This is a genomic window from Bacillus sp. GbtcB14 (genome assembly GCF_019091205.1).
Lineage (GTDB): Bacteria > Bacillota > Bacilli > Bacillales > Bacillaceae_G > Bacillus_A > Bacillus_A cereus_AG.
The window spans coordinates 184239-207655 of the sequence record NZ_JAGXJT010000002.1 but is presented as its reverse complement, the minus strand read 5'-3'; the positions used below and the strand labels follow the sequence as shown (position 1 = coordinate 207655).

Genomic DNA, 23417 nt, shown 5'->3' with positions numbered 1-23417 from the left:
GAAATAAAGAGGATTGTAGGAGGGAATTATGCAAAACGTAATATTAAAAGGGGATAAAGTTACAATTCGTACAATTAAAGAATCAGATATAAAAACATTATGGGATCTTGTATTTAAAGAAGAAAATCCAGAATGGAAAAAATGGGATGCACCGTATTTTCCGTTTTCAATGCAAGAATACCCGTCTTATAAAGAGGGGATGCAAACCCGTTTAAAAGAAGAACCTCTATCCAATTTAATTATAGAACATAACGGTCAAATTATAGGGACAGTCGGGTTTTATTGGGAATATAAACCGACGCGTTGGTTGGAGATGGGGCTTGTTATTTACAATCCAAATTACTGGAATGGTGGCTACGGTACAGAAGCTTTAACTCTATATCGAGATTTACTATTTGAAAAGATGGAAATTGGTAGGGTAGGAATCACGACTTGGTCTGGTAATGAACGAATGATGAAAGTAGCGGAGAAAATAGGAATGACTTTAGAAGGTAGAATGCGCAAATGCCGATACTATAACGGAACGTACTATGATTCTATTCGAATGGGAATGATTCGTGAAGAATGGGAAGCGCTATGTGTAACGAAGGGGTGAGAAAGCATGTATGTTATGATTGCTACATTTGATCGTGTGTTTACTAATAAAATTATAGAATTGCAAAATGAAATAACAAATATCATTGGCACAAATCAATTAGCAGGAGTCGAACCTCATATTACATTAGCTGATTACAATAAGTTAGATGTTAATTTATATACTAAGAAACTAGAGGAGTTTGTAGCTGTTCAAGAAAATATGGCTGGGGTCACTTTTCCTTCTGTTGGAATTTTCCCTACTAATGGAACGATTTTTCTAGCACCGACCATTACCGATGAATTGATAAGGTTTCATCATTCTTATCATGATTATTTTAAAACTTTTCATGATAATTTAAATTCATATTATGTGCCTGGAAAATGGGTTCCGCATTGCACGATTGCAAATAGGTTACATGCAAATCAGTTTTTAAGTGTAATGGAATATATATATGAAAAATTTGATTACGCAATAGCTTCAATTGAGAAATTAAAATTAATTAAGGTGAATTATGAAAATGGTTCTGCCATTTCTTCTAGTATATTAGCAGAATATAATTTAAAGAGAATGGGGACAACGAGATGACATATGTAATTAGAGAGATGAAGCAAGAAGATATTCATGCTGTACAATCCGTAGCGAAAATAGCTTGGCATGATACATACGAAGGCATTATTCCGAGAGAGATTCAAGACAGTTTTTTAGACGAGGCCTATTCGGATGAAAAAATGAAATATCGTCTCGAAAATACACATTTATTCGTTGCGGAAGAAGAGGGAGAAGTAATTGGCTTTGCGAATTTCTCTCCAGTTAGACTGCAAAACGAAGCAGAATTAGGAGCAATTTATTTGTTACCAGATCAGCAAGGGAAAGGGGTAGGAAGTGCTTTATTACAAAAAGGGTTAACGGAATTAAAAGGACTTCGGAAACTATACATTCATGTAGAAGCAGCGAATGAAAAAGGAAAACGTTTTTATGAAGCGAAAGGTTTTGCACAATTAGAGGAATTTGAAGAAGATTTTGATGGACATATGATGCAGACAGTAAGGATGGTTTTATACGTATAAGGAGGACCCGTAATGCAAATTTTTGATTTTGGTGAAAAAGTAGGAAAGCAAATCTCAGCATTTCAATCCAATTTCATAATGTCGAAAATATTAAATCATAAAGGAAATGTACATATCGGTGCTATGCATTTACAAGAGAATGGAATAATCGGATATCATGAAGCAGTTGTATCGCAACTGCTTCTTATTGTGGACGGAGAAGGATATGTATGTGGAGAAGATAAAGAAAAAGTGAAGATGAAAGCGGGACAGGCTGTGTTTTGGGAGAAGGGCGAATTTCATGAGACGAGAACGGAAAAGGGATTGATCGCAATTGTAATTGAGTCGGAGGAACTTGAACGAGCAATATTAATGCCTATTAAAGAAGAGAGTTGTGAAAAATGATAGAAAAGGCAAATCGGGAAGAAATGGATGAAATAATACAATATGCAGCTCAATCGCTTTTTGAAGGCACGAGGGGGAATTGTCAGTTAAGTACAGAGAAAGCGATTGAAATTACAAGGCCGATTGTAGAAAAGGGAGCATATTATTTAGTCGTTAAAGAAGAAAACAATGTAATGGGGTGGATATTAATAGGAGAAAATACGGACTATTTTTCTCATGAAAAACTAGGGTTTATATACGAATTGTATGTTTTTCCAGAGTACCGCGGGAAAGGGTTGTCAAGAAAGTTAATGGGGGCTGGTATTAAGGAATTAAAAAAGAATTATTCAGAAATTCGTTTGAATGTATTTGCTGGAAATTTTGCGAAAGAGATGTACGAAGAGTTTGGTTTTGTTGAAAGACAGGTAATTATGACTTTGAAGTGAGAAAAATATTGTGAGTGGGAGAAGAGAAAAATGAATAGAGAAAGAGAATATGTTGCGCATTTGCAAATGGTGTATCCGGCATTATAAATAGAATCAACTTACATAAATGAAATAGGACAAAATAATGATTTAGTGAACACTTTATTGCTGGGATTTAAAATGGATAAATCCTTAAAGACATATGGAATAAAAGGTTTTCTTTAAATTTATAGTCGATTTATAGAGTATGCCTAAAAAACAATAAATTAGTATTATATAATATAGTGTTATTATAGTGAAAGAGAAATTTTGGAAAAATACCATTTTTTTGTTTAGAAATTTTTAAATTATTGATATAATCAATTTGTAGAATTGATTTTTGGTTAATTTTACTATTTTTAAATTTTAAGGGGGATTTATTCATGGCAGGACAAATTCGCATGTCACCAGAGGAGCTTAAATCGAAAGCGACTCGATATGGACAAGGTGCAAATCAAATTGAGGACATTTTACGTCAACTACAAAACTTACAAAATGAATTAAGAGGAGAATGGGAAGGTCGTGCTTTCGAAGGTTTTGATCAACAGTTCAATCAATTAAAGCCAAAAGTACAAAACTTCGCACAGCTATTACAAGAAATTAATATGCAGCTTAATAAAACTGCAGAAGCTGTTGCAAGACATGACGAAGATCTTTCTCGTAATTTCGGTCTACAATAAGACAGATAAAAAGAACTATATAATTTAGCCATGCAACTATACGTTGTATGGCTAAATTACTTTAAAACTAGAGTAAGATACGAAGTCTTTAACTTAATAGACTCACAGTCGCAGGAGTGATAGGTAGTGAAAAAGTTCAAGTGGAGCATCTTGTTGTTTATTATTTTAGCTCTTGTGTTATCAACAGGGGTCTCCTATTTAGCGTTAAATCAAAATGTTAAGAAAGCAAATGAGAATACCACGCAAAAAATGACAGTTGCATTGGTAAATGAAGATCAAGGTACTGTATTTGAAGGTAATAAAATAGCGTTTGGAGATCAATTTGTTAAAAATGTAAATAAAAATACGAAACAAGAATGGTACGTAGTAAGTCGTGGTGTAGCAGAAAATGGTTTGAAAAATAATAATTACAATATGATGATTGTAATACCTAACGATTTTTCTAGAAAGGCTGTTGCAATTGATTCAGAACTTCCAGAGAAATTAACATTAAATTACAAAGTAAATGCAACTGGGAATAAAGATTTGAAAGCCGAGGCAGAAAATACAGCTTCTGCTATTTTAGAAGATTTTAATAAACAAATCATCGACGTTTATTTTGCAAGTGTTATCGGTAAGTTGCAAGGTGCACAAGATAATATAGGTAAAATAATTGAAAAAGGGACCAATCAAACGACTATGTATAAAAAAGATGTACATAGCCCGTTGGCAAATTACACAAACCAATTTAAAACGGTACAAGATTACACTGGTATTTCTGTTAATAGTTTTAAAGGGTTCCAAGATGTTTTAAAAGGGTTTGGTCAAGCTTTAGATGAAGGGAATAAATCTAATAATACGTATTTAGAAGGATTTAATAACTTTCAAAAAATACAAACTGATAATAATCTGTTAGCGAATAATTTTACTAATCAATTTAATCAGTATATGAGTGATATGAATTCAGGCGATGTTTTAAAGCAGTTAAGTGCATTAGAATCTGCGAATAAAATTATCGCAAATCAGTTTACGCTTTCAGAGAAAGATCCTAATATTTTAGCTGATGCTTCAACAATTCAAAAGTATTTAACAGATGTAAAAAAACAAGTGTCAGAATATGATACAGAACTTGCAGGGAAGTTAGAAAGTGACATTCAATCGACGATCCTTAAACGATTACAAAAGTCTATTTCAAATGATGGACAACATGAAGTAGTTATAAATTCGTTAATGAAACAACCAGATATTCGAATCAAGAAACAAATTGAAGATTTAATTAAGAAGTTGCCTAGTTTAAACATGGAAGAAATCGTACAAAGTGATTTGCCTGATGTAACGAAATTACAATTGAAAAACGTAATCCAATTTACGAATAAATATAATAAAGAAAATAATTTATATTATGACCCTGAAAATAATATATCTTTAGGAAATGCAATGAAAGAAGTTAAGGCGAATCTTTCTAAGTATGGAATTATATTCAATGATACAGCGAAAGTAATTGGAATGGAATCTCCACAAACTTTGACTGTAAGTATTCCTAGTGGCTTTGAGCTATATGGAAGTACAGATTCGCTGTTAATTGATGGTGTGGACCGTACAAGCGAATTCTTGCAAAACGGAACAGTTGCAATATCCGCACGTAATGATGGAGATTTAAGAATTAGCCTACGTGTGAAACTGATAGATCCAAACAGTAAAATCGATGTTTTCTCTCCTGTAACGTGGGAATGGAAACTGGACGGAAAAAATGAAAAAGAAACTATTACTGGAAAAGAAGAAACTAAAAAAGAAGAACCAAATAAAGAGAATGAAGGAACAAAAACAGATAACAGCAAGGTAGAAAATGTAGTAAATAAAACGCAGTATGGAATAATACCGCTAGTAAACACTGTTAAAAAGCCTATCATTCAAAAGACAGAACAGAGTAATAATAACACCGAAGGAACTCCAGGAGGCGAAACGGGAACAGATAACGGAGGAAACCCAGGAGGCGGAACGGGAACAGATAACGGAGGAAACCCAGGAGGCGGAACGGGAACAGATAATGGAGGAAACCCAGGAGGCGGAACGGGGACAGATAACGGAGGAAACCCAGGAGGCGGAACGGGGACAGATAACGGAGGAAACCCAGGAGGCGGAACGGGAACAGATAACGGAGGAAACCCAGGAGGCGGAACGGGAACAGATAACGGAGGAAACCCAGGAGGCGGAACGGGGACAGATAACGGAGGAAACCCAGGAGGCGGAACGGGGACAGATAACGGAGGAAACCCAGGAGGCGGAACGGGAACAGATAACGGAGGAAACCCAGGAGGCGGAACAGGGACAGATAACGGAGGAAACCAAAATCAAGGTGGTGGCTCAAAAGTTATCGAACGTACAAATAATCATGTTGTACATCAAAAAACTGAGACGTTAACAGATAGTACATCTAATGTATTAATTAAAGAAGCGGTGGAGACCGTTCAAAGTTATCAAGGTTTAATGAGTCTGTATCAAGTGTATTATGGGATTGATTTAAGAACGAATGATGTGGGGTCTAAGCTTGAAGAGGGAAGTTTAGATACGATTGCTACCGATCATTCATTGTACTATATGTTAAATAAGCAAAGTGTAATAGATTTAATTTCAAATCTTGTTTCAGCTAGTATTACGAGTGAAGTAAAGCAAGATATGACAGGTTTAAAACAAAAAATGGACTCTTACCAGCAGCTCATTACTAGTGCAGATCAAAATTCAATGCTATTAGCAGAGAAGTTAAATGAAACGATGCAGCAAGCGACTAGTATGAATCAAAATTTAGGAGAGTATGTAAAAGGTTTAGCGAAATGGCGTGAGAGTAGCTTAAAGTTAGTGGAAGAGCAACAAGTATTAACGACTAATAATGCAGGTGAACAAACCGCTGTATTATCGTTAGACTCTGGTATTAAATCTTTAACGATGCAAACTCAGTCATTAGTAGAAAGTTCGAAGCATAGTTTAGCGACATCAGATGATGTGTATAAAACATTTGACCAAATCAATGGACAAGCAAAAGAAATTCAAGATAGCGGAACGACAATTGTTTCGAAAGCAGATTCTTTATTAAATGATTTTACGAAGAAAATGGAAGATGATAAAGCATTCTCGAAAAACTTTACGAAGATTTTGGCGAATAGTCGTATTGGAGATCGTCAAAATGAGATGCTATATGAGTTTTTATCTAGTCCAGTTCAGAAACAAAATGATGGGGTAATTGTAGCTGGTAATGCTTTTACACCATACTTAATCGTATTAACTTGTTTCATTGTTGCGTTATTTACAGCATATGCAATTGCGAATCAAGAAAAGAAACGAACGCAATCAGATCATTTTGAAGAGAGATTCTCTTTAATTGATATGAATGTACCAACTACAGTAGTAGCATTTGGAATATCGATTGTGGAAGGAATCAGTATAGGAATCATTTCAGGCCGTCTTTTAAAATTCGGTCAGGATCAAAGTTTGCTATGGATTGCGTTTATCACAATCATTATGATGGCGTTCGTATTAGTTTCAACATACTTACTACGACAAATAAAAATGGTAGGAATGTTTATTTTATTAGTATTTTTAAGTATGTATCTATTTTTAACTGAAGCAGTTGGAAGTAAAGTAGACCAAATGTCTTCTGTAGGTAAATTGCGTCAATTTTCACCGCTTCAATATATAGAAGGTTTTCTAAATGATTTTATTAGCGGTAAAGATACAGGAAAAGTTATTTTTATCGTATTGTTTGTAATTGCCATTATAGGATTAGTTAGTAATCTATTTGTATGGCACAAGAAATGGGAGGAAAAAGAAGTAAATGATCAAACAATGGAGCATAGTGGTTAAGTTATCATTTATTTGTTTCCTTTTACTGTTTGTCGCGCTACCGATTAGGAGCGCGGCGGACAGTTATCTTGGTGATGATGGAAAGATTCAGTTTAAAGTAGACCGCTTTGAAGATAAAGACCAAGAAAAAAATAAAAAGGAACATAAGGAAACAGAATTAGATAAAGCATCAATTGAGTTATTTAATAAAGATATAGAAGAAGAAATTCAAAAAAAGAAAAAGAAAGAACAAAAAGAGATGGAATCCTTAAGAGATTCTCTTTTTATAAAACAAAAAGAAAATAATCGTGTTAAAGATACGAAAAATAGTTTGTTTAGCAGTGATTACGTTGTAAGAAAAAGCGCTGATGAAGTAGCAAGTAATCAAACAATGAATGAAAAGCCAATCAGCACAACAATAATTATATTGTTAGGCGGTAGCGTTTTACTTATTTGTATAGGCATTTATACGGTTCTTCGAAAAAGTTGGAGGTAAAGTAATGGCAATACAAACGCATATTAATGTAACGGTAGATTTTAGTAAATGGAATGGAAATACATATGATTTGCGTATTCCGAATCATCAATCTATTAAATATTTATTGAAAAATTTATTAGATACGTTAAAGATTGATAATCATGAAGGTTCACATTTTGTAATGAAAGTGAAAAATAAGTCAATTGTTTTAACAGATAATGATCGTTTAATTGATCACCAAATAACAGACGGAGATATTTTACAAGTTTTATAAAGAATATTTCTTACTTGTAGTTTTTTGAAAATAAGTTATTACTGGTTATAAAGAAAAGGAGAAGAGGATAAACATGACGGAAAAAACAATTCAAATTGATGGAATGAACTATCAATTTCACATAGAAAAAGAAAATTGGAAATTGGAGATGACCAAATCTCAAACGCGTATAAAAGACTTCCGTCAATTCGATATAATTACGGGCGCATCATCTGACTTTGTACCATTAACGATAGAAGAAACGGATGATATGTTTACGTTTCTATTTCAAGTGGACAAAAAATTATATAAGTGGGACGACCTTAGCCGTTTTGGAAGAAATGAGAAATTGAGACTGCTTCGAAACGTTGCGCAATTTCGTAAATATTTAAATAAACGAATTACGTTCTTTTTACATCCAGGCAATATAGTTTTTAATGCGAATTTAATGCCAAGTATTATACATAGAGGAATTCGAGATATTGTTCCACCAACCCCGTTGTTAGAAGAGCAATTTTTAACGCAATACAAGTGTCTAATTATTGCTTTATTCTCCGAAAAGCACAATTTTGATGATTTATATGCTGGGTTACTAAAAGATGCAAAAGAAACAACATTTGAACAGACCGTTGCTCAAATGGAAAGCTTAGATGCATTACTGCAGTTTCTTGATGATAGCTTTGAGAAGGAACAAACAAAAACAGAAAAAAATATGCAGTTAGTACCTAAAAAGAGCTATAAATCGTTTAAATACTTAGCTTTTTCCTTCATAGCGGCGACAGTTATTTTAGCTGCTCCTTTAATATATTTCACTTTTATAAAATTTCCTTATCAAAATAAATTATTAGAAGCAAATGCGAGTTTCATAGCAACAGATTATGACAAAGTAATTACGCAATTAAATGAAGAGGAATTTGAATCATTACCGATTGCATCTAAATATGAATTAGCATTTGCATACATTACAGCTGAAAAACTAGGTGAAGATCAAAAGAAATCGATTATGAAAAATATTAGTTTAAAAAGTGATGAAAAGTATTTGCTGTATTGGATGTATAACGGAAAAGGTGATTTTGATAAATCATTAGATTTAGCTAAAACTCTTGATGATCCGCAGCTTATTATGTACGGCCTTGTTAAACAAATTGAATCGCTGAAAAATAATCCTGACTTGTCAGGAGAAGAACGTGATCAAAAGTTAAAAACATATGAACAACAATTAGATGAATACCAAAAGAAATATGGCAAATCATCAAACGATAAAGACTCGTCAAGCACAGAGAAAAAAGAGTAAGCAAGCACTTGATGAGACAGTTGAAAAGGAGCAGTGAACACGGATGGAGCAACTATTAGTATTGACTTATGGAGACAAAATATATAAGTGCACATTACATCCAAATGAGCAATCAATAGTGTCGATTGGAAAAGAGTGGACAAATGATATTACGAATCCAAGCTTAGAACAAGAAGTAGAGTTAAAGTGGAATAATGAAGTAAATGCTTGGATGATACAAAATCAATTAATAGAGTTCAATAAGGAATTTGAAATTGGAAAAACTAAAGATGTGAGTTTGAAAATCTTTATATCTATTATTGGTACAACTAAAGTGTTTGATATAGGAACGAAACATTCTCTTACATTAAGTCAAAACAGTTATGATGATATTTCTATTACCGGGACAAATGTGGATTTAATGCTATCTCGTGAAACGTTGTACGATTCTTTTAAAGTGAACGTATATGACGGAGCTGTATTTCATAATTATACGAAGCTAAAAGATAGCGTTATGTTAGAAGCTGGAGACGTATTATATTTTGATGGTGTTTTAGTAGAGATAGGCAGTGAAGATATTCAAGTATTGTCTTCAGAAGAGAACGTTACATCTACGTTACCTATTTTAGTAGAATCCGAAACGAATTATCAAAGTGGTTATCCAGACTATCATCGTTCACCACGTATTATTTACCGTGAACCAGAAGAGAAAATGACAATTGCAAAACCTTCAAGTATGCCGTCAAAACCGACTGAGCATTTGGCAAGAATCATTGCACCTTCTCTTGTCATGATTGTCGTAACAGTATTACTTGCTATCTTTATGAAATATGGAATGTTTATTATTGCATCGATTGCGATGACATTAGTAACGATTATTGTTTCTGTCACATCTTATATAAAAAATTTAAAGCAATATAAAATTGACATAGTTGAACGTGATAAAAGTTATAGAGCGTATATAAAACAAAAAACGAAAGACTTACATGCAGAAAGTGAAAAGCAACGTCATGCATTACAATATCATAATCCAAATGTTGAAGTGATACGTAATATGGCTGTGCAAGTAAATCCACGTATATATGAAAAAACAATGCTACATCATGATTTCTTAACATTTAGCGTTGGGACAGGACAAGCTAATACAAGTTTTGAAATCCAATTTAATGAAGAAGAATTTAGTCAAACGAAAGATGAATTAATTGATATAGCACGTGAACTAAGACAGCGTTATCTTACTTTGGAAGATGTACCCGTTGTAACAGATTTGATTAATGGACCGGTTGGCTATATTGGACAACGCTCTTTAGTGTTAGAACAATTACAATTATTAGTTGTACAAACCGCGTTATTCCATAGTTATTATGACTTGCAGTTTATTACTATTTTTCCTGAAGAAGAAAAAGAAAAATGGGATTGGATGCGCTGGTTACCTCATGGAAGTGTTCGCGATATAAATGTACGTGGATTTGTGTATCATGATCGTAGCCGTGATCAAGTGTTAAATAGTTTGTATCAAATATTGAAAGAACGAAAATTAAAACTAGATGAAAAAAGTTCAACGAATGAAAAAATGTACTTTGCACCGCACTACGTCGTTCTCATTACAGATGAAAAACTAATACTAGACCATGTTGTTATGGAATTCTTTAATGATGATCCGAGTCAATTAGGTGTATCACTTGTATTTGTACAAGATGTTATGCAAAGTTTACCGGAGCATGTGAAAACGGTAATTGATATAAGAGATGCAAAACAAGGGAACATCATCTTAGAACAAGGAGAGCTTGTTAACCGTCAATTTAAACTCAATCACGTACCGAAAGGGTTCAATTTAGAAGATGTTTCACGAGCATTAGCACCGTTAAATCATTTGCAAAACTTAAAAAATAGTATTCCAGAAAGCGTAACATTTTTAGAAATGTACGGCGTTGAAAAAGTAAAAGAACTGAATATCACAAGTCGTTGGGAGAAAAATGCAGCGCATAAATCTTTAGCTGTACCACTTGGATTACGTGGTAAAGAAGATATCGTAAACTTAAACTTACACGAAAAAGCACACGGACCACACGGATTAATAGCAGGTACAACAGGTTCAGGTAAATCGGAAATTATACAATCGTATATTTTATCTCTAGCAGTCAATTTCCATCCTTACGAAGTAGCCTTTCTACTAATTGACTATAAAGGCGGCGGTATGGCGAATTTATTCAAAAACTTACCGCATTTATTAGGGACAATTACGAACTTAGATGGAGCACAAAGTATGAGGGCACTCGCATCAATTAAAGCTGAATTACAAAAAAGACAACGATTATTTGGGGAAAATGATGTAAACCATATTAATCAGTATCAAAAACTGTATAAAGAAGGTTTAGTAAGTGAACCGATGCCACATCTATTTTTAATTAGTGATGAATTCGCGGAACTGAAGTCAGAACAACCAGAATTTATGAAAGAGTTAGTTTCAACAGCACGTATCGGTCGTTCACTCGGAATCCATTTAATATTAGCTACGCAAAAACCGAGTGGTGTTGTAGATGATCAAATTTGGAGTAACTCGAAATTCAAACTAGCATTAAAAGTTCAAAATACGTCAGATAGTAATGAAATTTTAAAAACGCCAGATGCTGCTGAAATTACATTACCAGGACGTGCTTACTTACAAGTTGGGAATAATGAAATTTATGAACTATTCCAATCAGCTTGGAGCGGAGCAGACTATGTAGAAAACAAAGAGGATAAAGAACATTTAGACGCAACAATCTATGCAATAAATGATCTAGGACAATATGAAATATTAAGTGAAGACTTAAGTGGACTTGGTAGCAGTAAAGAAGTAATAAGCGTACCATCTGAACTGGATGCTGTTATTGACTACATTCACGATTACGCAGAAGTAAATGAAATTGAAGCGTTAGCTAGACCATGGTTACCACCGCTTCCAGAAAGCGTATATTTACAAGACTTACACGCTATTCAGTTCAAAGAAGCATGGACGAAAGAAAAGAAACCATTACAAGCAACAGTTGGTCTACTAGATCAGCCTGAATTACAATCACAAACACCATTAACACTAGATATTAGTAAAGACGGGCACGTAGCGGTCTTCTCAAGTCCAGGCTACGGAAAATCAACATTCTTACAATCAGTCATTATGGATGTAGCTCGTCAGCATAGTCCGGAGCATTTGCATGTGTATTTATTAGACTTCGGAACAAATGGCTTAATGCCATTAAAATCTTTACCGCATGTGGCAGACATCATTACATTAGACCAAGTTGAAAAATGCGAGAAATTTCTTCGTCGCATAGAAGACTTATTAAAAGATAGAAAGCAATTGCTAAGTAAATATGGCGTTGCAAGTCTTGAAATGTATGAGAGAGCTAGTAAAGAAGTATTACCAACAATATTAATTACGTTAGATAACTATGATGCTGTTAGAGAAGCTGGATTTGTCGAAGACTTTGAACGCATTATTGCACAAATTGTACGTGAAGGGGCAGCGGTAGGAATTCATTTAATGCTTACGGCTACACGTCAAAATGCATTGAGAGTACAAGTAAATACAAATATTAAACTACAAATTGCTCTATATATGATAGATGAGGCAGAATCTAGAGCTATTGTAGGAAGAACAGAGTTGAAAATTGAAGAATTAGCAGGGCGTGGTTTAGTTAAAATTGACGAACCAACAATCTTCCAAACAGCTTTACCGACAGATGGAGAAGATGTACTTACTCGAATTGAAAATATACAGGCTGAAGGAAAAGAGATGGATTTCTTCTGGGATGGAAAAAGACCGAAAGCAATTCCTATGGTACCTGAAGTTCTGGAATACAAAGAGTTTATTGCATGGCCAGAAACAAGAAAAATTATTGAAGCAGGCAAACTAACATTTGGTGTAGAAACAGAAAGCGTTACGCCTCTTGAAATAGATTTAACTGAAGCGGCTAATATTGTTGTAGGGGGAATTAAGAAAGATGAAGTTGAAAATGTAGTTCATCAATTCCTTCAACAGTTAGCAGACAGTGGTCACTTTGACCTAGGTTTAATTGATACAAGAACACGCAATTTCTCAAACTATAGAGAGAGCTCTGCTTTATATGTAGCTGAAAAAACAGGAATTGAGAAAACGATTAAACAAGTTACAAATGCTTATAAATCGAGAGAAGCGGCGTTTAAAGAGGAGCAGGAAGCATCAAGTGAAACAGTGAACCCGGCAGAATTTATTAAGAAATTTAAGCCGATTGTAATCGTAATCGCAGATGTAAATGATATTTTAAGTAATTTAGAAGATAGCGATATATATAGTTTAGCGGAATTAATAACAAATGGTGCATTTATGGGCATCCACTTCGTAATTGGCTGTGATGTTGATTCAATTGACAGTCGATACGATTTAGTTTCAAAAACAATAAAAACGCAATCTCATGTTATTTTACTTAGAAAATCATCAGGCCAAATGGTCTTCGATGTATCTAATAAAGATTTAAGTAGTACAAAATTAAATCCATTTGAAGGGTATTTTGTTGAAAATCGTTTTGCTACTAGAATTAAAGTGCCAACTATTTAAGGGGGGATTTGCATGGGGATAGAGGAATTAAATAGTCAAAAATCTGGTTTGTTAAGTAGTATAGGTCATCAACAAGGGCAATTGGCTGAATTACAAATGAAACTACGAAGGCTAATAACCGCTAAGGGGAAATTTGTAAATAATCTTGAAGCAATTAAACAAAATCAAGAGCAGTTTAAATCTTTAGAAATAAACGAGAGTAGTTGGAAAGGGCAAAGAGCAACTACTTTTAAAGAAACGTATGAACAACAAGTCATTTCGAATTTAGGGAAGTTTATCGGAGAACTAGGGAGAGTGCAAGAAGACATCGATCAAGCTATACGGCGGCTTGAAAGAGAAATCGCTACATGTGAGTCCAGTATTCTTTCTTTAAGTAGAAGTGTTTCAATGGTTGACGCTAGTATTCAAGTAGAAGTACAGAAGGCGGGGAAATGATAAATGGGGGAAATTAAATTAAATAATGGGGTATTTGACGCGAAAGTAAGTGATTTGAAAAGTGGTGCTAGTGATTTAGGTAAGACTAAATTTAATGGTATGCAGTTGAGTCGTACGAATTTGACTAGGCTGATTCAATATTGTGAAGCAATTGAAAAGTTATCTCAAAAGGTGCAACAATACGAACAGATATTGGAAAATGACTTAAATAAAATACAACAAACTGGGGAGAAAATAGTCGAAAAAGACGAACAACTTGAGAAGCAATTAAGGATCGGTTCAATTCATCATGCTATGAAAAATTAAAATAGGGTGGGAGAAGCGTGGATAAAAATATAGAGTTACAAGAAGTAAAAGAACTTCAAAGTAGATTTCAAGCAAGTGCCACTGAGTTGAATCAACAGTTTGAATCATTATTAGGAAAGATAGCGGATTTTAGTGAGATTAATTCATTTCAAGGTGCTGCTGCTGATGGAATTAAAGGCCATTTATCTAGAGTTCATGGAAGTGTTATTTCAGGTTGTATGGTCGCAGCAGAAAGCTTAAGTATGCAATTTGAAAAAGCAATAGAAGATTTTAATAGTTCTGTTGATAGTGATGCAGATACGAAAATTTATGGAAGTTATTTAGATAATGTAAAGCAAAAAATTAATGGGTATAGTAACAGTTTTAATCAATCAAATGAATTAGCACAACAGACTATCAGTTCAATTAATGATATTGTTCCGATCCATTATCCCTCATCATCAGGAATTTCTGAAGGGGTTGAAAAAAGTCAAAAAGAAATCAGTGATACGTTAGAAAAACTAGAGGCTTACAATAGTCAACAAAATGATCTTCAAAATTTTGATGACATGTTACGCGGATTAGATGGTGCTATGAGACAAATACAAGAGACTGAAGGGAACTTTTCTAGTGATACAACCGAAAAACTTCTGTCTGAAGGAACCTTCGCATCTATAGTTGGGGTAGCTAAAATGATTGCGGGATATACGGGTAAAGCGAAAAAAGGAGTAGTCGGATTATTTTCTGGTTATTTACGTCTGGTTTACATGAAAAAAAATTTGGGATTTGGTGTTGATTTTGATGTTAATGCTCGAAAAGGAAAAGGAGCATATATATTTAAAACTTTAAACGATGCCGATATCGTAGCGGCTTCCAAACTTTTTGCTACAGATGCAAATGAAGATGCTATTTTAAAATTTATTTTTCAAGATAAATTTAAAGTCAAGTACAACAACGCAACAAAAAATGTAATAAAACAAGCAAAAAAAGATATTTATAAATTGCCTGAATTTAAAGCGGTTGAAGATTTTATGATGACTCGGAATGAAGAAGGATTTTTAAAGGCATTTAAAAACAGATGGATAGATTCATTTGGGACCGAATTTCAAAAGAGCATTGATGAATTCAATTTTAAGAAATGGCCGGAGACATTCAAAAAACTCAAAGGTACTGGGACGGCCTTCAAAAGTGTGGCAATTATTGGAACGGGGCTGACAGTTGTAGATAATGCTATAAAGTCACTAGATGATGGATTTCAGCTACAGGATGTAAGAGATGTTGCATTAGATACAGGTGTGGACTTAGCATATGCAGCGGGAGCAGCAGCAACTGGGGCAGCGATTGGGACTGCTTTGGGGCCACTTGGAACCTTGGCAGGAGGAGCGGTAGGAGCAGTGGCTGGTGTTCTAATCTCAGTAGGCTTAAACACAAAATCTGATAGATTGGGAGGCGAAAGTGTAGTTAGTGGAACGAAGAAATTGGTAAAATGGGCGGTAAATACGAACGATAATTTAAAGTCTGGAAATTATAAAGAATTTATGAAAGAAAATGCAACAGTTATAAAAAAATTGAAGTCAATATTTTGGTGATGAATATAAAATTTGAAAGTAGGATAAGTGAATGTGGAACATAAAAGAAGAAGATTTAGACTTTTTCAAAGTTACAAATAAAAACCGATTAAGTCCTGATGGTGTAATGGCATTTTTAGTTGGAGTCTTTGCATATGCTTCATTACCGATGTTTTTTATTATTTTGGGTTTTTTACAACTTGGTTGGGAGGCTTATCCAAAATCTTTTGAACGAATAATTGTTTCTATAGAGTTAGTATTATATATTCTGCAAATCCTTTTTTTGATTCTCTATTCATTTCCGAAATTAAGATTTAAATTACAAAAGTTACAAGCCGTTGTAATTGTTTTTAACTCGTTTCAGGTTGCAACGGTAGGTTATGCGTATGTATTAATTGAAGCAATATTTGGATATTCTTGTGAAAATCTAACGGTATTTTATGTAGGTCTATTATTATTAGGAGCGATAATTACTCATATTGTAATTACAATCCATACTTTTAAAAAAGCAAAATATGGAGGCTATAAGTTGGAAGGGGGGACGGCTTCATTTTTTAATAATACAAAACTATGGATGTTGATTGGGATGGTTATTTATGTAGTTGTCCTTTTGATATTAATTTTTGCAAGTATTCATTTTGCGCTAAGGCCAATGGTGTTCTATTTTTTACAAACAATAATATTATATGTATTTGCAGTTGCATCAGCAGAATTCGTCCTGTTAGTGTATTGTCGCTTCAAATTCCCATCATTTAATATTACGTGGGAACAACATGAAAAGGAACGCCAAGAATTTATAGCAAATAGAAAAAGAATCAGAGAAAAAGAACAAAAGAAAAATAAAAATTGAAATGAAATTGGTAAATGATAGTCATAAACTGTTTTTTTATGTGCGTGGAAGAATCTATTTGTGAAGAAATAAATAAATCACTGTATAAGGGGTAGAGATTATGAAAGTTCAGTATAAAGCATTATCGCTTTTAAATTTAATAAGTATCACTCAAATTGTAAAAAAAGATGATTGGTTGTTACCAGCTATCGCACTTAGAAATCAAGTAGTTCATAACGATATATACCCAATAGGACCAGTTCTTTTTACGTATTCACCATTAGAGAATGAACCGGAATATGGTAAATATATGTATTGCGTTCCAGTGAATGGGCGGGTAAATATGGAAGAGGGTTCACCGTATGAGTATATTGATGCAATTCTTATTGAAGAAGCACTTTGTGTTAGATTCTCAGATGAAGATGGTGATATTGAAGACGCTTATCGTGTTTTAAATGAATTTGCTGAACAGAATCATATGAAATTAGATAGTAGCTTTTATCACGTATGTTTAGATGTATATGGTGATATGTGGTTGGATATTTATGCTCCTATTATTGAAGTAGGTGAATTAGTGCGATGATAGTTGAGGAACAAAGCATTGCTTTTCAAAATGTTGTATCGAGAGAATATTTTTTTCACTATACTGATATGGAAAAAGTAATAGAAGATTTGTTGGCAGAAATTGCGCAAGTGAATTTAACGATCAAAGGACCGATGTTTTATGCGCTTAAAAATATACCATCAGATGGAGATATGTTTATTGAATTATTTATGCCAGTATATGAGAGTAGTATTCCTAAATCAGAAACAATGAAGTTTCGAAGTTATTACTACGTTGATAACATGCTAATGAAAAGATATGCAGGAGATTTTGAAACATTAACAGAGTATGCATATGCTGAGATGCTTCAGTATATGGAAGATAATGAACTTGATATGATCTCGCCTATTTACCATATTTTTAGTGGTGATGAAGAGCTACAGTATGTTGAAATAAAAATCGCAGTGGATACACAATAATAATTTAGTGCACTTTTAGTAATAAAGATATGAAAAGTAAAACCCTAATTTTAGTTTCGTTTTATAGAAGAATATAAAGGTATTCTTGCATTAAGAGTTCTAATTGTTGTTTTTAGTAGGAAGGGGTCTACATATGTGGTTATTTTCAAAAGAAAAAACTGTGTATTTTCAACAAGAGTGTGAGGATAAAACTGGGGAATTAATTAAGCAGCAAATATTGGAGAAAGTATCAGTAGATGATTGCATAATAGCTGCTGAAATGATTGATGTATTGTTTATATATCCTGAACTTGCAGAAGAACTTGCAAGGGTTTTATATATGAGTAATAAAGAATTATTCCGAACGGTTGCTATGTTTGTTGGCACATTTGAAATTTTTGTACAAGTCTCAAACACAACGAAAGTTATTATCCAATGTATTCCGGTAGATGAAGAAATGGAAGAAGAAGTGTTTTCGGATATGAAAGTGATCGGTTTTAAATATAAGAAAAAGTCCACTGATGAAGAGATAGAAGAAATAGCAGAGTGGATGCTAGAATATAAAAAGATGTGTAAAAAAATAGCAGAGCACTATGAAATAGCTCAAAAAGAATCATTATTATAATGTAAGAATATCTGAGATTAATAAAACCTTCTCTTCTGGTTAGAATGAGGAGGTTTTTTATTCTAAGATCTATATGTGATTAATTGAATAATTCGACATGAGATTTTTCAGTTGGATCAATCTGAATGGGTAGTAGTTACGTTCTGCAGTTCGCTCTGTTCTTATTTTGAAAGGACAATAGTATCTATCTATAAAGCATTAGAATTTATAATGAAATATACAATGATTCTAATCATAATAATGTCAATATTTGTGATAATTGCTGCTGTTTATTTTAAAATATATGAGGGGATAGGGGCGGGTGTATTCCTCTTAATCTCATCATTATTTGCATATTTGGTATTTTTTAAGAAAAGTAAAAATGCCTAGAGGAACCAACGAGGTGTCAGTATGAAGTTAAAGAAAAAAGCTAAGATGATGATAGTTCTGTCAATAGTATCAAGTTTATTAAGTGGATGTGGTTAAGTACGGATACGGGACCAATATGAAAAATTGCGGCAGTCTTATAAATGAATATGATCCTTTGTATGGCGCCATTAAAGCCGCAGATTTTGTAATACCTGGACAGGTTTATAAAATGGAAAATGGGGATATTTCGGTATTTTTATAGTTAGGAAAAAGTTATTCTAAAAGGAGTATGTTGGGTGAATCATAGACGTAAGAAAAAGAAACCGAAACAAATAAGAAAAGAATCTGTTAAGAAAAAACCGATAGTAGAAGAAAAACCACTAAAGGAGAGTAGTAACAAGTTAGTTGACATTCTCCTAGGTATTCTCCTTTTCCCAATTCTTATATGGGCTGTCTTGGAAGGTTCTAAAACACAAGTAAGCAAAGGAAAGACTTTTCTTATTATCATTTTCTTTATCTTAATTGCAATCGGGTTATCTATGATCGGAAACAAGTAAAGGGGTAGTTCAGATGTTTAAGAAGAAGGAGAAAAAAAACATTTACGTTAGGCTCGTTAACAAACAAGGGGAAATCATTCGAGAGTTTGATTGTACAGAAAAAGACTTGCAAGAAGTAAAAAAAAATGGTGCTGAAATTCGTGTGGTTGGAGATAACTCATATGAGATGGTAGCAACCGATGAACAGCTAGAAAAACTAGCAAGAGTCGAAGCAGAAATCGAAGCAGAAATCAAGGAATGGGAAGACGCTTTAAATGAGAGTTTGGATGAACGAGAGGAAAGAGAAGCAAGGCAGAAAGAATTGAAAGAAAAGAATAAATGGAGTACAAAGAAGAAAGTAATCGTATTTGGACTGATATTCTTTGTATTTATTGGATTACCTATTATTGAGGGGTATCAGAATAGTAAACTAGTTGAAGAAGGAACATCATTAAATGCAGAAATTGTAGGTAGGCATGTAGAGAAGGAATTCATGTTTACACACCCTACATTAGTAGTTGAGGTAGACGGTAAAAAGCATAATGTATGGGTAAGTGAAGAGACATACAACGGAGCAGAGTGGTTAGGTAGACTAAAAGTCATCAAAACAAAAGATGGTAAAGTTGAGAAGGACCCTAGATATGAGGGTGAAGACTTAATCACGAGTTATTAAGCAGTATGTTTTTAATATTCGCTTCTCGAATTAAACAACATTATTATTTGCAAAAATCGAATCCATTAAAATAAAAAACAAATTTTAAATAACTTTAATAACCTCCTAACATATTATTGATGGGAGGTTATCACCTTTCTGAAGATAAAATTAAAGAGCTTTATTATCTCGATACAATTGTGATGACAGTAACGTTTTTACTAAGTGAGTGCAGTTTCGGGGAAATGAAAATAGAGTATGAGGAATTAGAAAAGGTATTGTATGAAGGGGAGATGAATACGATTATGCCTGCAAGTGATGAGGGATATGCTTAAGTGAAAGAGAGAAGAATATTTAGAGCTTTTGAGGAGAAAGAAGGCTATTTGAACTATCAAAAGCATTCTGATTATGTACGGTAATTATACATAAAAGATTATCTAAATTTAGTTACACAAAGATGAATGTACATAAAAAATTATGAATGTAATGAGATTTTAGTGAATGAAAATTATTTCAACTATATAGAAGGTGAAAAAGCTGAATGTGGAAAATAAAAGAAGAAGATTTAGATGAATTTAGGATGACATGTAAAAATCGTTTAAGTCCTGAAGGTGCGACGGGATTTATGATGGGAACAATCATTTTTGTTTCATTATTGATGTTTTTTATTTTCGTAGCACTAGTTACAGATGGTTGGGATTACTATTCAACTTTTTTCGACAAAATAATTGTTAGTATTGAATTAGTTTTATATAGTTTACAAATAATTTTTTTAATACTATATCTATTTCCGAAAGCTCGTTTTAAATTTCAAAAGTTACAAACGCTTGTTGTAATATTATATGCATTTCAATTAGGTACAATAACATTTACAGCGTTAGTTCTTCCTGGAATGACTGACTATTCAATTGATCGAATGACTTTAATTTGTGTAGGGTTATTATTTATAGGAGCCGTTATCGTTCATATTGTGACAACAATTGATACGTTTAAGCAAGCAAGTGAAGGTGCGTTTAGTATGGATGAGAGGTCTCAATCATTTTTTAGTGAAACAAAAGAAAGAATGATAAAAGGTAGCATGGTATATAACTTAGTCCTTCTAATAATCATTTATTTCCATAATGATTATGACTTTGATACGTTAATTTTGTATGGAGTAGGGACAATTGTAATGCATGCAGTAGCCATCGGAGCAGCAGAATTTCAGCTCTTAGTGTACTGTAGATTCAAATTCAAGTCATTTAATATGACATGGGAAGAGAATGAGAGAATGCGTGGGAGAATTTGAAAGCGAAATACAAAATTCAAAACGAAAAATAAATAAGAGTGAAATAGAATTTAAGTGTATGAGAATTATTTAAACTGTATAGAGGGTGAAGAGTCAGGATGTGGGATATAAAAGAAGAAGATATGGGTCTTTTTGAAATTGAAAATAGAAATCGATTAAGTCCGGATTATATAAGAATCTTTTATGGGGGAGTTTTTGCATATACTTCTATACCCATGCTTATTATGTTTTTAGCTTTTTTGTTGAACGGTGACAAGATTTCTCTAAATCCTTTTGAAAAGATAGTTGTACAAACTGAGGTTAAGTTGTATGTTTTGGAGTTCGTTTTTTTAATATTATTCATGTCTAAAAAGATTGCTTTTAAATTACAGAAACTACAAACAGTTGTGACATTATTTTATTCTTTTCAGTTAGCGACATTACCTTTCATAGTTATGGTTGTTGAAGGAATATATGATTTTCCAAGTGACCATAAAACATTGGTTTATGTTGGTTTAATACTATTAGGTGCAATCTGTACGCACATTGTAGCAACGATCGATGTTTTTAGAAAAGCAAAGCATGGAGGATATAAATTAGAAGGACCGGCTGTCTCGTTTTTTACTGACATGAAATTATATTTATTAATTGGGATGATAAGTTGTGTAGTAGTTTTGCTTATATTAATTTTCTTAAACCTTAATTATACATTTGATGAAATGGCAATTTATGTGACACAAACAATAATATTATATACATTTGCTGTAGTATCAGCAGAATTCGTCCTATTGGTGTATTGTCGCTTTAAATTTCCATCATTTAATATTACGTGGGAACAACATGAAAAGGAACGCCAAGAATTTATAGCAAATAGAAAAAGAATAAGAGAGAAAGAACAAAAGCGAAACAAAAACTGAAATGAAAGTTATAAATGATACTCGAAAACTTACATTGAAGATAGAATGAATACATTATTCATAAATTAACTAGTAAAGGGAGGAATGTAATATCTTGAATAAAGATTATAAAGCTGTAAAAAAAGAAAAAGGTTTATTTGAAAGTGTAATAGCACCTATTATTGTCGGGATTATGTTTATTTTTTTAATTCTATATAAAATAGCAGAGTTTCTGGGGAAGTGGATTGTTATCTTCGGAATAATATTTTTTATTGGTAGTATATTTCTTTGCATATATCTAGAAGAATATGGAGGGGTGTTGGGCGGTGGGACAGGGTTAATATCGATGTTATTGTTATATTTTATGTTTATTAGAAAAAGTAAAAAAGGCTAGTTTAATATGAAATGCCAAAACATTTATTCACTCCTAGTTTGTTTACAAATATAGAGTTATTACATGATTTTAGAAAAGATGGTGTAATTATATGTGGAATATAAAAGAAGAAGATTTAAATGAATTTAAAAGTACTTGCAAGAATCGATTAAGTCCCGATTGGGCTACAGGATTTATGTTTGGAACGATGTTTTTTATTTCTTTAATAATGTTTTTTCTTATTGGAGGGTTAATAAAGTTTGGTTGGAGTTATTACCCGACTCTCTTTGATAAAATAATTGTTAGCCTTGAGTTAGTGCTTTATAGTCTTCAAGTAATTTTTTTAATTATTTATTTGTTTCCTAAGATGCCATTTAAATTTCAGAAACTACAAACACTCGTGGTACTATTATATGCGTTTCAGCTAGGCACTATAACATTTACAATGTTGATAATTCCAGGAGCGTCAAATTATTCAATTGATCAAGTTACATTAATGTATGTCGGGTTATTATTTTTAGGTGCAGTCATTTTACATATTTTAGCGACTATTGATACTTTTAGACAGGCAAGTAAAGGGGCATTTAATACGGGAGAAGAATCCTCTTCATTTTTTAGTAAAACAAAGAGGACTGCAATTAAGTGTGCTCTAATTTATGTGTTAACTCTGCTCATTTTAATTTATGTGCATAATGATTATACACAAAATATTTTAGGATTGTATGCGGGAGGAACTCTAATCATGTACGCGGTAGCCATAGGTGCAGCAGAGTTCCAAATATTAGCCTATTGTAGATTTAAATTTCCTTCATTTTATATTTCGTGGGAGGAACATGAAAGAGAACGTCAGAAAAGAGTAAAGCTTTATGAAGAGAGGGAAAAAAGCAAGCGAAAGAAATAAAATAAGCTTTAGTTTCTGAAAATTCGAATAGAATATATAAGCAATTAAGAATTGTATATAAATCGATGCTATTAAAAATTAAAGTATCTTCAATATAATCTGTATGAGTAAATAAATACCGGTAAGTAAAGGTAAACTATATTACTATCAAAA

General features: G+C 33.0%; 25 protein-coding genes and 3 pseudogenes. All 28 read left to right on the top strand.

From position 1 onward, the window contains the following. The first annotated feature begins 28 nt into the window (after positions 1-28). Entirely contained in the window at positions 29-595 is a 567-nt protein-coding gene (locus KVT31_RS06050; protein WP_088096174.1) for a GNAT family N-acetyltransferase, read from the top strand. Positions 596-601: 6 nt separating this feature from the next. Continuing rightward, complete coding sequence (locus tag KVT31_RS06045) at positions 602-1162, top strand: 2'-5' RNA ligase family protein (protein WP_088096175.1); 561 nt, start codon at positions 602-604, stop codon at positions 1160-1162. Further along, positions 1159-1644 carry a GNAT family N-acetyltransferase gene (locus tag KVT31_RS06040; RefSeq protein ID WP_088096176.1) on the top strand — a complete coding sequence of 162 codons (486 nt, stop codon included), beginning with the start codon at positions 1159-1161 and terminating at the stop codon, positions 1642-1644. Before KVT31_RS06045 ends, KVT31_RS06040 begins: the two co-directional genes overlap by 4 nt. Before the next feature lie 12 nt (positions 1645-1656). After that, entirely contained in the window at positions 1657-2028 is a 372-nt protein-coding gene (locus KVT31_RS06035; RefSeq protein ID WP_088096177.1) for a cupin domain-containing protein, read from the top strand. Beyond that, positions 2025-2453: a GNAT family N-acetyltransferase gene (locus KVT31_RS06030; protein WP_088096178.1), complete on the top strand. Its 429-nt coding sequence runs from the start codon at positions 2025-2027 to the stop codon at positions 2451-2453. Before KVT31_RS06035 ends, KVT31_RS06030 begins: the two co-directional genes overlap by 4 nt. Positions 2454-2854: 401 nt before the next feature. After that, positions 2855-3151, top strand: a complete 297-nt coding sequence (locus KVT31_RS06025; RefSeq protein ID WP_000918601.1) for a WXG100 family type VII secretion target — start codon at positions 2855-2857, stop codon at positions 3149-3151. A 126-nt stretch (positions 3152-3277) separates the two neighbouring features. Then, on the top strand, positions 3278-6988 hold the full coding sequence (gene esaA / locus KVT31_RS06020) for a type VII secretion protein EsaA (RefSeq protein ID WP_217613516.1): 3711 nt from the start codon (positions 3278-3280) through the stop codon (positions 6986-6988). Beyond that, positions 6960-7463, top strand: a complete 504-nt coding sequence (gene essA, locus KVT31_RS06015) for a type VII secretion protein EssA (protein ID WP_088096180.1) — start codon at positions 6960-6962, stop codon at positions 7461-7463. Before esaA ends, essA begins: the two co-directional genes overlap by 29 nt. A gap of 4 nt (positions 7464-7467) precedes the next feature. Continuing rightward, positions 7468-7719: an EsaB/YukD family protein gene (locus KVT31_RS06010; RefSeq protein ID WP_001007572.1), complete on the top strand. Its 252-nt coding sequence runs from the start codon at positions 7468-7470 to the stop codon at positions 7717-7719. 73 nt (positions 7720-7792) lie between these two features. Beyond that, positions 7793-8992, top strand: a complete 1200-nt coding sequence (gene essB, locus KVT31_RS06005; RefSeq protein WP_088096181.1) for a type VII secretion protein EssB — start codon at positions 7793-7795, stop codon at positions 8990-8992. A 43-nt stretch (positions 8993-9035) separates the two neighbouring features. Continuing rightward, the gene (essC, locus tag KVT31_RS06000; protein ID WP_088096182.1) at positions 9036-13547 is read left to right on the top strand and encodes a type VII secretion protein EssC; all 4512 of its coding nucleotides are present in this window, start codon (positions 9036-9038) and stop codon (positions 13545-13547) included. A gap of 12 nt (positions 13548-13559) precedes the next feature. Next, positions 13560-13982, top strand: a complete 423-nt coding sequence (locus KVT31_RS05995) for a YwqH-like family protein (protein ID WP_088096183.1) — start codon at positions 13560-13562, stop codon at positions 13980-13982. 3 nt (positions 13983-13985) lie between these two features. Further along, positions 13986-14288, top strand: coding sequence for a TIGR04197 family type VII secretion effector (locus tag KVT31_RS05990; RefSeq protein ID WP_088096184.1), 303 nt, complete (start codon positions 13986-13988; stop codon positions 14286-14288). A 17-nt stretch (positions 14289-14305) separates the two neighbouring features. Further along, entirely contained in the window at positions 14306-15856 is a 1551-nt protein-coding gene (locus tag KVT31_RS05985) for a T7SS effector LXG polymorphic toxin (protein ID WP_088096185.1), read from the top strand. 31 nt (positions 15857-15887) lie between these two features. Beyond that, the gene (locus tag KVT31_RS05980; RefSeq protein WP_088096186.1) at positions 15888-16685 is read left to right on the top strand and encodes a hypothetical protein; all 798 of its coding nucleotides are present in this window, start codon (positions 15888-15890) and stop codon (positions 16683-16685) included. Positions 16686-16785: 100 nt separating this feature from the next. Next, on the top strand, positions 16786-17247 hold the full coding sequence (locus KVT31_RS05975) for a DUF5085 family protein (RefSeq protein WP_088096187.1): 462 nt from the start codon (positions 16786-16788) through the stop codon (positions 17245-17247). Next, positions 17244-17687 (top strand): DUF5085 family protein, encoded by a 444-nt coding sequence (locus KVT31_RS05970; protein ID WP_088096188.1) that lies wholly within the window; start codon positions 17244-17246, stop codon positions 17685-17687. Before KVT31_RS05975 ends, KVT31_RS05970 begins: the two co-directional genes overlap by 4 nt. Before the next feature lie 133 nt (positions 17688-17820). Beyond that, entirely contained in the window at positions 17821-18291 is a 471-nt protein-coding gene (locus tag KVT31_RS05965; protein WP_000266198.1) for a hypothetical protein, read from the top strand. A 111-nt stretch (positions 18292-18402) separates the two neighbouring features. Continuing rightward, positions 18403-18660 (top strand): hypothetical protein, encoded by a 258-nt coding sequence (locus KVT31_RS30185; RefSeq protein ID WP_088096189.1) that lies wholly within the window; start codon positions 18403-18405, stop codon positions 18658-18660. 21 nt (positions 18661-18681) lie between these two features. Next, a pseudogene (locus tag KVT31_RS30975) lies at positions 18682-18753 on the top strand (DUF3952 domain-containing protein); the annotation flags it as partial. Then, a pseudogene (locus KVT31_RS05960) lies at positions 18746-18898 on the top strand (lipase); the annotation flags it as partial. The pseudogenes KVT31_RS30975 and KVT31_RS05960, both read left to right, overlap by 8 nt. Before the next feature lie 37 nt (positions 18899-18935). Beyond that, complete coding sequence (locus KVT31_RS05955) at positions 18936-19196, top strand: hypothetical protein (protein ID WP_088096190.1); 261 nt, start codon at positions 18936-18938, stop codon at positions 19194-19196. A gap of 13 nt (positions 19197-19209) precedes the next feature. Continuing rightward, on the top strand, positions 19210-19848 hold the full coding sequence (locus KVT31_RS05950; RefSeq protein ID WP_088096191.1) for a hypothetical protein: 639 nt from the start codon (positions 19210-19212) through the stop codon (positions 19846-19848). A 182-nt stretch (positions 19849-20030) separates the two neighbouring features. Beyond that, positions 20031-20159 (top strand): annotated as a pseudogene (locus KVT31_RS05945) (DUF3952 domain-containing protein); the annotation flags it as partial. Between the two features lie 209 nt (positions 20160-20368). Then, positions 20369-21115 (top strand): hypothetical protein, encoded by a 747-nt coding sequence (locus tag KVT31_RS05940; RefSeq protein WP_088096192.1) that lies wholly within the window; start codon positions 20369-20371, stop codon positions 21113-21115. Between the two features lie 98 nt (positions 21116-21213). After that, a complete protein-coding gene (locus tag KVT31_RS05935; protein WP_088096193.1) occupies positions 21214-22011 on the top strand; it encodes a hypothetical protein in 798 nt (265 codons plus the stop codon). 94 nt (positions 22012-22105) lie between these two features. Then, on the top strand, positions 22106-22384 hold the full coding sequence (locus KVT31_RS05930) for a hypothetical protein (RefSeq protein ID WP_088096194.1): 279 nt from the start codon (positions 22106-22108) through the stop codon (positions 22382-22384). A gap of 91 nt (positions 22385-22475) precedes the next feature. Next, a complete protein-coding gene (locus KVT31_RS05925; protein ID WP_088096195.1) occupies positions 22476-23264 on the top strand; it encodes a hypothetical protein in 789 nt (262 codons plus the stop codon). Positions 23265-23417 lie beyond the last annotated feature (153 nt).